Here is a 13441-nt window from a genome sequence, read left to right as displayed (position 1 = left end):
GGCTCGGCGGTGAGCGGCCTCCTTCGGCGCGGCGGGGTCGGCCCGGTCGCTCCGGTTGCCCCTGGGGGCGGCTCGGTGGTGTGTGGCTTGCTTCGGCGGAGCCGGGTGGGTCTGGTCGGTGCAGGGCCCGGGGTGTGGCTTGCTTCGGCGGAGCCGGGTGGGTCTGGTCGGTGCAGGGCCCGGGGTGCGGATCGCTTCGGCGGAGCCGGGTGGGTCTGGTCGGTCCGGGGTGCCGTGGCGGGGTGTCTCCTCGGCTCGGCGCGTGCGGGCCATCGCGGCTGTACCCGGTGGTTGCGCGCTCGTCCTGCGGGGACACCCCGCCACGTCCCCCCTCCCCTCCGCCAACCCGGCCGCGGGCAGGCCGGAGCCACCCCATGGGATCCCCGGCACTGCCGGAGCCGGCGGTGGGCGGGGACGCTTCACGGGATCCCGGATCGCTGCCGGAGCCGGCGGTGGGGTGGGGACACGTAGGAGGGTCCCCGCAGGACGAGGCGCGACCACCGGGTACGGCCGAGAAATGCCCGCACGCGCCGAGCCGAGGAGACCCTCGTACGGGGCACCGCCCCACACCCCGACCCCGCCAAGCACCCGCGCTGGATCCGCCGAGCACCCCCGCAGGGGACCGGTACGGGGGCACCGCCCCCACACCCAGACCCCGCCCAGCACCCGCGCGCGAGCCGCCCCGCGCTGGATCCGCCGAGCACCCCGCAGGGGCGCGGTACGGGGCACCGCCCCACACCCGCATACCGCCAAGCACCCGCGCTGGATCCGCCGAGCACCCCGCAGGGGCCCGGTACGGGGCACCGCCCCACACCCCGACCCCGCCCAGCACCCGCGCGCGAGCCGCCCCGCGCTGGATCCGCCGAGCACCCCGCAGGGGCCCGGCTGGCCCCTACGCCCGCCGAGCCGCCCGCAGGGCAGCCGTCCCGCGGAGGGGGACGCAGCGGCCTTCCTCCGTGCGGTACTGCCACTTCGCGCCGTCCGCGACGAGTTCCCGGACCGCGCGGACGAAGCGGTCCACGTGCTCGTCCGGGGTGCCGGCGCCGAAGCTGACGCGGATGGCGTTCAGCGAGCGCTCGCCCGGGGCGGCCTCGGGGGCCCCGCACTCGCCCTGGGCCTGCGGCTCGCTGCCCAGCAGGGTCCGCACCAGCGGGTGGGCGCAGAACAGGCCGTCCCGTACGCCGATCCCGTACTCGGCGGAGAGCGCGGCAGCGAAGTGGGAGCTGTTCCAGCCGTCCACGACGAAGGAGATGACGCCGACCCGCGGGGCGTCGTCCCCGAAGAGGGAGAGGACCTTGACCTGCGGCACCGAGGCGAGGCCCTCGCGGACCCGGGCCACGAGCCGCTGCTCGCGCGCCACCAGGTTCTCGAAGCCCGCTTCGGTCAGGGCCCGGCAGGCGGAGGCGATGGAGTAGACGCCGATCACGTTCGGGGAGCCGGCCTCGTGGCGGGCGGCCGTGGTGTGCCACTCGACGTCGACTCCGCCGTCCTCGCGGCGGGAGACCTTGCGGGAGGCCCCGCCGCCGGCCAGGTACGGATCGGCCTCCTGGAGCCAGTCGGCGCGGCCGGCGAGGACGCCCGAGCCGAACGGTGCGTACAGCTTGTGGCCGGAGAAGGCGACCCAGTCGACGTCGAGGTCTCGCACGGAAACGGGGTGGTGCGGGGCCAGCTGGGCGGCGTCCAGCACGATCCGCGCGCCGTGGGCGTGCGCGGCGGCGGTGAGTTCCTTCACCGGCCACAGCTCGCCGGTGACGTTGGACGCGCCGGTGACGCATACGAGCGCCGGGCCCTTGGGGTCTCCCCAGCTCGAAGAGCCAGGGGACGGGTCGCGGTCGGCGAGCGCCCGCTCCAGGATGGCGACGGCCTCGTCCGGGGTGCGCGGCGCGTCGAGGTAGCTGACCTGCGCGTTCGTCCACGGCAGGAGCGAGGCGTGGTGCTCGGTCTCGAACACGAAGACCTGGCAGCCGGCGGGGAGCACCGCGGCGAGCAGGTTGAGGGAGTCGGTGGTGGAGCGGGTGAAGACGACCTGGTCGGAGGGCCGGCAGTCGAGGAACTCGGCGACCGTGACGCGGCTCTGCTCGAAGAGGTCGGTGGAGAGCTGCGAGAGGTAGCCGGCGCCGCGGTGGACGCTGCCGTAGTAGGGGGCGTAGGCGGCCACGTCGTCCCAGACCCGCTGGAGGGCGGGGGCGCTGGCGGCGTAGTCGAGGGCCGCGTAGGTGACTTCGCCGCCGGTGACGAGCGGGACGGTGACGTCGCGGCCGAGGACGGCGAGCGGCTCGGCACAGGCGGGACCCTGGGCGGCGGCGGCGATGGTGGCGTTGGTGGCGGTGGCGACGGCGTTCAGGGACGCGGACATGGCGGTATCTCCCGGCAGGCAGGGCTGAATGGCTTCGGTGTGCCCGTACGCGGGTACGGCGGTGCGGCCGTCCGGGGTACGGGAGGGTCCTCGGACCGGACTGTCGGGGTACGCGGAAGTGACCCTGGTCCGAGGGGTGAAGTGGGGGCGTCAGTCGCCCTATCGCATTCGCTTGCTCACGGAAAACGCTCCTCGAGAGACCAGGACCCCTGGTGTCGAGGGATCCGCGCTTGCCGTAGGCCTTGCTGCCTACGACCTGGTCATCACCCGGGGCACCCCGCCACGGAAGGAGGGTTGCCGGACAGCGAGCCGGGGCCTAAACGCTGTCACTCGTGACCTGGTCAGCATCCTGCCACAAGATCCGCCGCGCGCAAGACCCCGGTCCGAATGGCGGACCGGGGTCTGGCGTGAAACGTGTGCCGGGTCAGGCGTTGCTGGCCGTCACCCAGCGCTCCAGGGCGGACCTGGCGGCACCGGAGTCGATGGACTCGGCCGCACGGGTGATGCCGGCCGTGATCTGCTCCTCCAGGCTGCCCGTGCCCGGGTCGAGGGCGACGAGGGCGGCCGCCGAGTTCAGGAGGACGGCGTCGCGTACGGGTCCGGTCTCGCCGGCCAGCAGGCGGCGGGCCACGTCCGCGTTGTACGAGGGGTCCCCGCCGGCCAGGGCGGACACGTCGACCAGGGGGATGCCGACATCACGCGGGTCGAAGGACTGCTCGGTGACCTTCCCGTCGCGGACCCACCAGACGCGCGAGGTCCCCGTGGTGGTCAGTTCGTCGAGGCCGTCGTCCCCGCGGAAGACGAGCGCGGAGGAGCCGCGCTCGGCGAGTACGCCCGCCACGATGGGGGCCATCCGGGGGTCGGCCACGCCCGTGGCCTGGGCGCGGACGCGGGCCGGGTTCGTCAGCGGGCCGAGGATGTTGAAGGTGGTCCGGATGCCCAGTTCTCGGCGGGCTCCGGCGACGTGCCGCAGGGAGGGGTGGAACTTCACCGCGAAGCAGAAGGTGATGCCGGCCTCCTCGGCGACCTCCACGACCCGCGAGGTGCTCAGGTCGAGGTTGACGCCGAGCTTCTCCAGGACGTCCGAGGAGCCGCTCGCCGAGGACGCGGCCCGGTTGCCGTGCTTGACGACCTTGGCGCCGGTGCCGGCCACCACGACCGCCGACATCGTGGAGATGTTGACCGTCTTGGCCCCGTCGCCGCCGGTGCCGACGATGTCGACGGTGCGGCCGGGCACCTCGATGAGGTTGGCGTGCCCGTACATGGCCCGGACGAGGCCGTTGATCTCCGCGACCGTCTCCCCCTTGGCGCGCAGGGCGACCACGAAGCCGGCGATCTGGGCGTCGGTGGCCTCCCCGCGCATGATGCGGTCCATGGCCCAGGCGGTGTCGTCGGCGCTGAGGTCCTGGCCGGTCAGCAGGGCGTCGAGGACGCCCGGCCAACCACGGGCCGCCACGCTGTCGCCGCCTGTCGGGGTCGCAACGTTCATGGTCCGCTCCTGCTGTTGATGGGGGTTCCACGTCGGATGGGTCGGAGATCAGCCTATCCAGCCCCGGTTACGGCAAAGAGCCCCGTCCAGACACTGGACGGGGCTCTCGCCGTGGCGACACCAGGACTGACCGGAATCAGTCCCTCATGCGGTGGTGCGGGGGATCAGTGGTGGCCGTGGCCGGACTGGATCTCCTTGTACTCCTCCACCGTGGGCTTCGCGATCTGGTTGCCCTCGGCGTAGAAGCCCTTGCTGAGCTTCGCGCGCAGCTTCTCGCTCGCCTTCACCTTGCGCTCGACACCGTTCTCGTCGACCGTCGGGCCGATCTCGATCGGCTTGTACTGCTCGTGCGCGGTGAGGGTGTGCAGCTGGCCCTGCGGGAGCGGCTCGTGGACCTCGACGAACTCACCGTGCGGCAGACGCTTGATGATGCCGGTCTCGCGACCGTGCAGCACCTTGTCGTGGTCCCGGCGCTGGAGGCCGAGGCAGATCCGCTTGGTGACGATGAAGGCGAGGACCGGGACGACGAAGAAGCCGATCCGGACGAACCACGTGATCGAGTTGATCGACAGGTGGAAGTACTGGGCGAACATGTCGTTGCCGCCGCCGATGAGGAGCACGATGTACTCCGCGATCCAGGCGACACCGAAGGCCGTGCGGGTCGGGACGTTGCGCGGGCGGTCCAGGATGTGGTGCTCGCGCTTGTCGCCGGTGACCCAGGACTCGATGAACGGCCAGACGGCGATCGAACCGAGCACCAGCGGGAAGAGCACCAGCGGGATGAACACGCCCAGGACGAGCGTGTGGCCCCACAGGTTGATCTCCCAGCCGGGCATGGCGCGGATCAGGCCTTCCGGCATACCCATGTACCAGTCGGGCTGCGCACCGGTGGACACGTGGTCCGGGCGGTACGGGCCGAGGGCCCAGATCGGGTTGATCGAGGCGATGGCGGAGACGACCGCGATGACACCGAAGACCAGGAAGAAGAAGCCTCCGGCCTTGGCCATGTAGACCGGCAGCAGCGGCATGCCGACGACGTTGTTGTTCGTCTTGCCGGGACCCGCGTACTGGGTGTGCTTGTGGTAGAAGACCAGGATCAGGTGGGCCACGAGGAGGCCCATCATGATGCCGGGCAGCAGCAGGATGTGCACCGAGTAGAAGCGCGCGACGAAGTCGCCGCCCGGGAACTCCCCGCCGAACAGGAACATCGACAGGTACGTGCCGACGACCGGGACGGACAGGATGGCGCCCTGCATGAAGCGGACACCCGTACCCGAGAGCAGGTCGTCCGGCAGCGAGTAACCGGTGAAGCCGGTGAACATGCCGAGGACCAGCAGCAGGAAGCCGAAGATCCAGTTGACCTCGCGGGGCTTGCGGAACGCGCCGGTGAAGAAGACGCGCATCATGTGCACGATCATCGCCGCGACGAAGATCAGCGCCGCCCAGTGGTGGATCTGGCGGATGAGTAGGCCACCGCGGACGTCGAAGCTGATGTCGAGCGTCGAGGCGAAGGCCTCGGACATCAGCACGCCCTGCATCGGGACGTAGCTGCCGTGGTACTCCACCTCGTTCATGCTCGGGTGGAAGAACAGCGTCAGGTACACACCCGTGAGGATGATGATGATGAAGCTGTAGAGGCAGATCTCACCGAGCATGAAGGACCAGTGGTCCGGGAAGATCTTGCGCATGTTGGCCTTGGCGAGGCTGTAGATGCCCAGGCGGCCGTCCGCCCAGTCCGCTACGCGCTCTCCGGCCGGCGCTTTGCGCGCCTTGTTGTCAGTGGCGGTGCTCATCCGCGCTCCCAGAATGCAGGACCGACGGGCTCTTCGAAGTCGCCGAGCGCTTCGAGGAAGCCTTCGTCATTCACGCCGATCCGCAGCTGCGGGAGGGCGTGCCCGGCCGGGCCGAAGATGACGCGGGCGCCGTCGGAGAGGTCGAAGGTGGACTGGTGGCACGGGCAGAGCACGTGGTGCGTCTGCTGCTCGTACAGGCTGATCGGGCAGCCGACGTGGGTGCAGATCTTCGAGTAGGCCACGATCCCGTCGTGGGACCACTCGAGTTCCTGCTTGTCCTTGATGTCCTCCGGCTGGATGCGGACGATCATCAGGGCGGCCTTGGCGATCTGCGTCTGGAAGTCGTGCTGGTGCTCGTCCAGGCCCTCGGGCATGGCGAACGTCAGCGAACCGACGAGCACGTCCTCGGGACGCAGCGGCTCCATCGTGTTCTGGTTGATGAGCAGCTTGCCCTTGGCCCACATGGTGTGGCGCAGCTTGTCCTCGGGCAGCGGGCCCAGGTCGCGCATGATCACGACGGCGGAGAGCGGCAGCATGGCCAGCGCGCCCAGCATCGTGTTGCGGATCAGCGGACGGCGGCCGATGCCGGACTCGTTCGCACCGTCGGCGAAGTCCTGGAGGACCTTCGCCTTGACCTCCGGCGGAGCGGCGATCTCGTGGCGGTCGTCGGCGACCTCGACGTCGGACATCAGGGTGCGGGCCCAGTGGACCGCGCCCGCGCCGATGCAGAAGAGGGCCGTGCCCAGCGTCATACCCAAGGCGAAGTTGAGCGCGCTGACCTTCCCGAGCGGGAAGATGAAGACGATCTTGTCGACCGGGAAGATCACGTACGAGGCGATGAAGCCGATCGTGGCCAGCATCGACAGCGTGAACAGCATGGCGACGGTGCGCTCGGAACGCTTCGCCGCACGCTCGTCGATGTCCTGGATGCGCGGCCTGTGGACCGGCAGGCCCGGGTCGGCGAACGGGTCGTCCGCCACTGCTACGCCACCGTGGTGGGCGTCGCCCTGCTCGCTCGGCAGGTGCTTCTCTTCGGGAATCTCTTGGCTACTCATGACTTCTTGGCCTTAGCGGTGTGGGCCGCGACCCAGACGGCGACAGCGATCAGCGCACCCAGAGCGAAGATCCAGCCGAACAGACCCTCGGAGACGGGGCCGAGGCCGCCGAGCTTGAGACCACCGGGGTTGGTCGACTTCTCACCGTTCACGTTCTGGAGGTACGCGATGATGTCCTTCTTCTGCTTCTCCGGCATGGTGCTGTCGGGGAAGGAGGGCATGTTCTGCGGGCCGGTCTGCATGGCCTCGTAGATGTGCTTCGGCGAGACGTCCTCAAGGTTGGGGGCGTACTTGCCGTTGGTCAGCGCGCCGCCTTCACCGGTGAAGTTGTGGCACTGCGCGCAGTTGTTGCGGAACAGCTCACCACCGTTGGCGATGTCGGCGTCAGCCGGGTCGTACTGCTTCTCGGTCGGCGTGATCGGGCCGGCTCCGAGGGAGGCGATGTACGCGGCCAGCTGGTCGATCTGCGCCTGGGTGTAGATGACCGGCTTCTTCGGCACCTGGGCGCCGGGCTGCTGGGCGGGCATGCGGCCCGTGCTCACCTGGAAGTCGACGGCCGCGGAGCCGACGCCGACCAGGCTCGGGCCGTCAGAGGAACCCTGACCGCCGGTTCCGTGGCAGCTTGCGCAACCCACGGCGTAGAGCTTCTTGCCCTCCTCGATGGCGAGGGACTGGGCGGTTTCATCGGCCTGCGCCTTGCCCGCGGGAGCAAAGGCGGCGTACAGCCCCCCAGTGGCCGCCAGCGCGAGGAGTAGAACGACGACCGCCGCCAGCGGATGGCGTCGTCGTGCGGAGAGCTTTTTCACGGATTACCCCGGTGTCAGGATCTTCTGCGTCGGTGTGTCTGGATGGAGTGCCGGGTCGGACCCGGTGACGTGTTCGCTACTTGATCAGGTAGATCGTGGCGAAGAGGCCGATCCAGACGACATCGACGAAGTGCCAGTAGTAGGACACGACGATGGCCGACGTGGCCTGTTCGTGGGTGAACCTCTTGGCCGCGTACGTCCGGCCGAGGACCAGCAGGAAGGCGATGAGACCGCCCGTCACGTGCAGCCCGTGGAAGCCGGTGGTCAGGTAGAAGACCGAGCCGTACGGACCGGACGAGAGGCTCATGCCCTCGTGCTTGACCAGCTCGGTGTACTCGAACACCTGGCCGCCAATGAAGATCGCACCCATGACGAACGTGATGATGAACCACGTCCGGAGCTTCTTCACGTCACCGCGCTCCGCGGCGAATACGCCGAGCTGGCAGGTGAGGGAGGAAAGCACCAGGATCGTCGTGTTCGTCGCCGAGAAGGGCAGATTCAAGGCCGAGGCCTGCTCTGTCCAGTACTCGGGACCTGTCACGGATCGCAGGGTGAAGTACATCGCGAAGAGGGCCGCGAAGAACATCAGCTCGGAACTCAACCAGATGATGGTTCCGACGCTGACGAGGTTCGGCCGGTTGACCGTCGGGTGCGCGTGCCCGGTATCTACTGTCGTTGCTGTCGCCACGACCGACATTATGTCGGTCGCTTATCCCGCCCTCACCCCGGGGGGTGCCGTTCGGAGTGTCAGGGGCGTGTGCAAGGCCCGAACGGCCCATCAGATCACCTCTCCGAACGGCCCCGTACACATGTCCGAACCGATGTTGACGGGGCGGCGGGAGGAGTAGCATCCCGCGCAACAGCAACGTGATTCATGGGACACGTGGAGGATCGAAATGCGGGCGACTGCGCGGGTTCTGGTCTACAGCGACGACGCGGGCACCCGGGAGCAGGTGAGACTGGCGGCGGGCCGCCGCCCGGCCGCGGATCTGCCGCCGGTGGAGTTCCTGGAGTGCGCGACCCTGCCGGCGGTCCTGTCGGAGCTGGACGCGGGCGGCATCGACGTGTGCGTGCTGGACGGCGAGGCGGTTCCGGCCGGGGGCATGGGTGTGTGCCGGCAGATCAAGGACGAGATCTTCCGGTGCCCCCCGGTGCTGCTGCTGATGGGCCGCCCGCAGGACGCCTGGCTGGCCACCTGGAGCCGCGCCGACGCCGCCGTGACCCTTCCGGTGGATCCGGTGGAGTTCGCGGATGCCCTGGCGGCCCTGCTGCGTTCCCGGCTGTCCTCCACGGCGGCCTGACGCCCGCCTGCGGCCGGCCCCCGGACCGGGTCCGGGGGCCCTGCCCGCTCGGCCTCAGACCGTCGGCCTGAGGCGGGCCTGGTCGACGTGGCTGCGGCCTTCCCGGGTGCCCTTGAGGAGGGCGCTGCCCTCGCGCCAGTCCTTCCAGTCCATGTTCCAGTCTCCGAACCCGTTGCCGAAGATGTCCATGTCGTCGCCGATGCTGTTGATCACCTGGACGATGTCGCCCTCGGTGATGTTCTCGTAGAACCAGGCGGCGTTGCCGGTGCTCATGCCGGTGCAGCCGTGGCTGACGTTCGCGTAGCCGTGGGAGCCGACGGACCACGGGGCGGCGTGGACGTATTCACCACTCCAGGTGACGCGTGTGGCGTAGTAGACGGGCAGGTTGTAGTACTCGCTGCCGCCGATGCCGACGGTGTCACCGCGCATCTGTACGTAGTACTGCTTGCCCAGCACCACCTTGATGCCGTTGCGGGTGGAGAACCCGGGCTTGCCGGTGGTGACCGGGATGGAATTGATCACTTCTCCGTTGCGCTTGAAGGTGAGCCAGTGCGAGGAGGCGTCGGTGGTGACCTCGACGCGGTCGCCGATCTCCAGCTTCAGCGGCTTGGCGGCGGCTCCGTGGAGCTCGTCGGTGATCTTGATGCCCTCCAGGTTGCTCCGTACGGAGACGGTGGTGTTGGCGGGCCAGTAGTCCTTCGGGCGGTAGTGCAGGTTCTTGTCGTCGACCCAGTGCCAGGCGCCTTCGACCCCGGCCGGGGCGTCGACGATCAGGCCGCGTTCGACGACGGCGCGTGCGGCCTTGTCCTTGACGGGCTCGTTGAGTTCGGCGGTGAGGGGCTGACCGACGCCGTACTTGCCTTCCTCCGGGCCGAATTCGACCTTCAGGACCCCCTTGGACGGCGTGGTGTCGAAGGCCATCGTGCGCTGGCCCGGGGTGCCCCGTTCGTCCTCCGTCCTCACGGTGACGGTGTAGCGGACGCCTGCGGCCATGGGGGCCGTGCTGTGCCAGCGGTCCCCCTTGGCGCTGAGTTCGCCCGCCAGCCGGCGGCCGTGGGTGTCCACGGCCGTGACGTCCGTGATCCGGCTGCCCTTGCCCTTGGCGGTGACCTCCAGGGGCCGGTTGGGGTCGACGGGGCGCCTGCCTGCGGTCTGGTTGAAGGCGACCTGCTCGCCCGCGTCGACCGGGCGGGCCGAGAGCGGGTTGTCGCCGGACCCGCATGCGGTGGCGCCGGCCCCGAGGGACGCGACCAGCAGGGAGCAGCTGAGTACCGTCCAAAGACGCGGTGAGTGCTTCATGGGGCCAACGCTATGAAGATATGACAATTACGGCGCGCGGGGTGACTGCAAACGAGGGGCCCGGACTCCTCCGAAGAGGTGTCCGGGCCCCACGTGGTGCGCGGCCGGGCCGCGCGTACCGCTTTTCGTCTACTGGTTCGCGTTCTCACCGCGGTAGTACTCGTACACCCAGCCCCACAGGCCGATCATGATGATCGGGGCCGAGAAGTACATGAGCCACCAGCCGAAGATGACGCCCATGAAGGCGAGCGCGCCACCGATGCCCAGCGAGAGCGGCTGCCAGCTGTGCGGGGAGAAGAACCCCAGCTCGCCGGCCTCGTCGGCGACGTCGGCCTCCAGGTTGTCCTGGGCCATCTCGTCGACTCGCTTGGCCGTGAAGGCCAGGTAGTAGCCGATCATGACGCTCAGGCCGAAGGCCAGGAAGAGCGCGGTGGTACCGACGGGCTCCTTCGACCACACGCCGTACACGACGGCCATGACCAGGATGAAGAAGGAGAGCCAGAGGAACATCTTGCCCTGGATCTTCACTTGCCGGCCTCCTTGTCACCGGTGAGCGCCTTGGTGGCGCCGGCGGTGTGGTCCTCGAGGTGGTCGAGGGCCGCGATCTCCGGGTGGTGCAGGTCGAACGCCGGGGATTCGGAGCGGATGCGCGGCAGGGTGAGGAAGTTGTGCCGCGGCGGCGGGCAGGACGTCGCCCACTCCAGCGAACGGCCGTAGCCCCACGGGTCGTCGACCTCGATCTTCTTGCCGTACTTCGCCGTCTTCCAGACGTTGTACATGAACGGCAGCATCGACAGGCCGAGCACGAACGAGCTGATCGTCGAGATCGTGTTCAGCGCGGTGAAGCCGTCGGCGGCGAGGTAGTCCGCGTAACGACGCGGCATGCCCTCGGCGCCCAGCCAGTGCTGCACCAGGAAGGTGCCGTGGAAGCCGATGAACAGCGTCCAGAAGGTGATCTTGCCGAGGCGCTCGTCCAGCATCTTGCCCGTGAACTTCGGCCACCAGAAGTGGAAGCCGGCGAACATCGCGAACACCACGGTGCCGAAGACGACGTAGTGGAAGTGCGCGACGACGAAGTACGAGTCGGAGACGTGGAAGTCCATCGGGGGCGAGGCCAGGATGACGCCGGTCAGACCACCGAAGGTGAAGGTGACCAGGAAGCCGATCGTCCAGAGCATCGGGGTCTCGAAGGACAGCGAGCCCTTCCACATGGTGCCGATCCAGTTGAAGAACTTCACACCGGTCGGTACCGCGATGAGGAAGGTCATGAAGGAGAAGAACGGCAGCAGCACACCGCCGGTGACGTACATGTGGTGCGCCCACACGGTCACCGAGAGGCCGGCGATCGCGATCGTCGCGGCGATCAGGCCGATGTAACCGAACATCGGCTTGCGCGAGAAGACCGGAATGATCTCGGAGACGATGCCGAAGAACGGCAGCGCGATGATGTACACCTCTGGGTGTCCGAAGAACCAGAAGAGGTGCTGCCACAGCAGGGCGCCACCGTTGGCGGCGTCGAAGATGTGCGAGCCGAACTTGCGGTCGGCCTCCAGCGCGAAGAGCGCGGCGGCCAGTACCGGGAAGGCGAGCAGGACCAGGACACCGGTCAGCAGCACGTTCCAGGTGAAGATCGGCATGCGGAACATCGTCATGCCCGGAGCGCGCATGCAGATGATCGTGGTGATGAAGTTGACCGAGCCGAGGATCGTGCCGAAGCCGGAGAAGGCCAGACCCATGATCCACATGTCGGCGCCGATGCCCGGCGAGCGGACCGCGTCCGACAGCGGGGAGTAGGCGAACCAGCCGAAGTCGGCGGCGCCGTTCGGCGTCACGAAGCCGGCCACCGCGATGGTCGAGCCGAAGAGGTACAGCCAGTACGCGAACATGTTCAGCCGCGGGAACGCCACGTCGGGCGCGCCGATCTGCAGCGGCATGATCCAGTTGGCGAAGCCCGCGAACAGCGGGGTGGCGAACATCAGCAGCATGATCGTGCCATGCATGGTGAACGCCTGGTTGAACTGCTCGTTCGACATGATCTGCGTGCCCGGACGGGCCAGCTCGGCGCGCATGAAGAGCGCGAGCAGACCGCCGATGAGGAAGAACACGAACGAGGTGACCAGGTACATCGTGCCGATGGTCTTGTGGTCGGTGGTGGTGAGCCACTTCACGACCACGTTGCCCGGCTGCTTGCGCCGCACCGGCAGCTCGTTCTCGTACGAGTCAGCTGCGGCGGCACCCTGGGATTCGTTGAGGATGCTCACAGTTTGTTCACTTCCGCATTCCGGGCCGGGTCGGTCTGCTGGATACCGGCGGGGAGGAAGCCGGTCTGACCCTTCTCCGCCAGCTCCTTCAGGTACGTCTTGTACGCCTCGGGCGAGACGACCTTGACGTTGAAGAGCATCCGGGAGTGGTCGACGCCGCAGAGCTCGGCGCACTTGCCCATGAAGGTGCCCTCTTGGCTCGGGACGACCTCGAAGACGTTGGTGTGGCCCGGGATGACGTCCTGCTTGAACAGGAAGGGGACCACCCAGAAGGAGTGGATGACGTCATTGGACGACAGGATGAAGCGGACCTTCTCGCCCTTGGGGAGGACCAGGGTCGGACCCGGGTTGCCCGTCTGCGGGTTCCGGTCGCCCGGGACGCCCTTCTCGTAGACGCCCTCGGCGCCCGCCGGGAAGTCCTTGGTGAAGCGGTCCGGGATGGCGGCGAGCTCCTTGGGAACCGCACCGGCCTTCGGGGTCGCCGCGTCGCCGTCGACGTTCTCGATGTAGTTGAAGCCCCAGCTCCACTGGAAGCCGATCACGTTGATCGTGTGCGGCGGCTTCGGGGTGAGGGCGAGGAGCTTCGACTCGTCACGCGCGGTGAAGTAGAAGAGCACCGAGACGATGATGAGCGGGACCACGGTGTACAGCGCCTCGATGGGCATGTTGTACCGGGTCTGCGCGGGGACCTCGATCTTCGTCCGGCTGCGCCGGTGGAAGATGACGCTCCAGATGATCAGGCCCCACACCAGGATGCCCGTGACGAGCGCGGCCGCCCAGGATCCCTGCCACAGGGAGAGGATGCGCGGCGCCTCCTCGGTTACCGGAGTCGGCATTCCGAGGCGGGGGAAGTCTTTCCATGTATACGAGCAACCAGTGGCGGTCGCCAGGACCACGCCCGCAGTCAGCGCCTGCAGCAGCTTCCGCCGCATCGGGCGCCGCGGCGAGCGGTCGGAGCCGTAGGGACTCACGTAGCGCCTTCCCGAGAGTCTCGGCCCGCGCGGCCGGCCGCGGCCGTGTTCGGGTCGGTCGCCGGCCCTGACGCAGGCAGGGGTTTGGATGTTTATGCGGACCAAACCCT

At 68.6% G+C, this 13441-nt stretch carries 11 protein-coding genes and 1 riboswitch; of the genes, 1 reads left to right on the top strand and 10 read right to left on the bottom strand.

Annotation, left to right across the window (positions count from 1 at the left end; all coding sequences use genetic code 11):
- Positions 1-892 precede the first annotated feature (892 nt).
- The 6 genes from ACZ3X1_RS07035 to ctaE all read right to left on the bottom strand — a co-directional run bounded on the left by ACZ3X1_RS07035 (position 893) and on the right by ctaE (position 8196).
- Positions 893-2356: an aminotransferase class V-fold PLP-dependent enzyme gene (locus ACZ3X1_RS07035; RefSeq protein ID WP_362631215.1), complete on the bottom strand. Its 1464-nt coding sequence runs from the start codon at positions 2354-2356 to the stop codon at positions 893-895.
- 221 nt (positions 2357-2577) lie between these two features.
- Positions 2578-2694: riboswitch (SAM riboswitch) on the bottom strand.
- A gap of 86 nt (positions 2695-2780) precedes the next feature.
- On the bottom strand, positions 2781-3845 hold the full coding sequence (trpD, locus tag ACZ3X1_RS07030; protein ID WP_356812984.1) for an anthranilate phosphoribosyltransferase: 1065 nt from the start codon (positions 3843-3845) through the stop codon (positions 2781-2783).
- A 164-nt stretch (positions 3846-4009) separates the two neighbouring features.
- Positions 4010-5638 carry a cytochrome bc1 complex cytochrome b subunit gene (qcrB, locus tag ACZ3X1_RS07025; protein ID WP_356812985.1) on the bottom strand — a complete coding sequence of 543 codons (1629 nt, stop codon included), beginning with the start codon at positions 5636-5638 and terminating at the stop codon, positions 4010-4012.
- Positions 5635-6693, bottom strand: a complete 1059-nt coding sequence (gene qcrA / locus ACZ3X1_RS07020; RefSeq protein ID WP_390074920.1) for a cytochrome bc1 complex Rieske iron-sulfur subunit — start codon at positions 6691-6693, stop codon at positions 5635-5637. Before qcrA ends, qcrB begins: the two co-directional genes overlap by 4 nt.
- Positions 6690-7499, bottom strand: a complete 810-nt coding sequence (gene qcrC / locus ACZ3X1_RS07015; RefSeq protein ID WP_030036316.1) for a cytochrome bc1 complex diheme cytochrome c subunit — start codon at positions 7497-7499, stop codon at positions 6690-6692. Before qcrC ends, qcrA begins: the two co-directional genes overlap by 4 nt.
- Positions 7500-7575: 76 nt before the next feature.
- Positions 7576-8196: an aa3-type cytochrome oxidase subunit III gene (ctaE, locus tag ACZ3X1_RS07010; RefSeq protein WP_030036314.1), complete on the bottom strand. Its 621-nt coding sequence runs from the start codon at positions 8194-8196 to the stop codon at positions 7576-7578.
- A 199-nt stretch (positions 8197-8395) separates the two neighbouring features.
- On the opposite strand from ctaE, the gene ACZ3X1_RS07005 reads away from it, so the two are divergent.
- Positions 8396-8800, top strand: a complete 405-nt coding sequence (locus tag ACZ3X1_RS07005; protein WP_362631218.1) for a DNA-binding transcriptional response regulator — start codon at positions 8396-8398, stop codon at positions 8798-8800.
- Positions 8801-8854: 54 nt separating this feature from the next.
- On the opposite strand, the gene ACZ3X1_RS07000 is transcribed toward ACZ3X1_RS07005, so the two are convergent.
- The 4 genes from ACZ3X1_RS07000 to ctaC all read right to left on the bottom strand — a co-directional run bounded on the left by ACZ3X1_RS07000 (position 8855) and on the right by ctaC (position 13331).
- The gene (locus tag ACZ3X1_RS07000) at positions 8855-10099 is read right to left on the bottom strand and encodes a L,D-transpeptidase (RefSeq protein WP_356812988.1); all 1245 of its coding nucleotides are present in this window, start codon (positions 10097-10099) and stop codon (positions 8855-8857) included.
- 129 nt (positions 10100-10228) lie between these two features.
- Entirely contained in the window at positions 10229-10627 is a 399-nt protein-coding gene (locus tag ACZ3X1_RS06995; protein WP_356812989.1) for a cytochrome c oxidase subunit 4, read from the bottom strand.
- Positions 10624-12360, bottom strand: coding sequence for an aa3-type cytochrome oxidase subunit I (ctaD, locus tag ACZ3X1_RS06990; protein WP_356812990.1), 1737 nt, complete (start codon positions 12358-12360; stop codon positions 10624-10626). The genes ACZ3X1_RS06995 and ctaD overlap by 4 nt, the downstream gene beginning before the upstream one ends.
- Positions 12357-13331 carry an aa3-type cytochrome oxidase subunit II gene (gene ctaC, locus ACZ3X1_RS06985; protein ID WP_356812991.1) on the bottom strand — a complete coding sequence of 325 codons (975 nt, stop codon included), beginning with the start codon at positions 13329-13331 and terminating at the stop codon, positions 12357-12359. Before ctaC ends, ctaD begins: the two co-directional genes overlap by 4 nt.
- Between the last annotated feature and the right edge of the window lie 110 nt (positions 13332-13441).

This window comes from Streptomyces sp. NPDC023541 (genome assembly GCF_055559995.1).
The sequence above is the reverse complement of the archived record's forward strand: the minus strand, read 5'-3'. Positions and strand labels throughout refer to the sequence as shown.

What these genes read in the sequence shown, in the direction of transcription:
- ACZ3X1_RS07005 (WP_362631218.1), top strand. Translation starts at nt 8,396, where the DNA reads ATGCGGGCGACTGCGCGGGTTCTGGTCTACAGCGACGACGCGGGCACC.
- trpD (WP_356812984.1), bottom strand. Translation starts at nt 3,845, where the DNA reads ATGAACGTTGCGACCCCGACAGGCGGCGACAGCGTGGCGGCCCGTGGT.
- qcrA (WP_390074920.1), bottom strand. Translation starts at nt 6,693, where the DNA reads ATGAGTAGCCAAGAGATTCCCGAAGAGAAGCACCTGCCGAGCGAGCAG.
- qcrB (WP_356812985.1), bottom strand. Translation starts at nt 5,638, where the DNA reads ATGAGCACCGCCACTGACAACAAGGCGCGCAAAGCGCCGGCCGGAGAG.
- ACZ3X1_RS07000 (WP_356812988.1), bottom strand. Translation starts at nt 10,099, where the DNA reads ATGAAGCACTCACCGCGTCTTTGGACGGTACTCAGCTGCTCCCTGCTG.
- ctaE (WP_030036314.1), bottom strand. Translation starts at nt 8,196, where the DNA reads ATGTCGGTCGTGGCGACAGCAACGACAGTAGATACCGGGCACGCGCAC.
- ACZ3X1_RS07035 (WP_362631215.1), bottom strand. Translation starts at nt 2,356, where the DNA reads ATGTCCGCGTCCCTGAACGCCGTCGCCACCGCCACCAACGCCACCATC.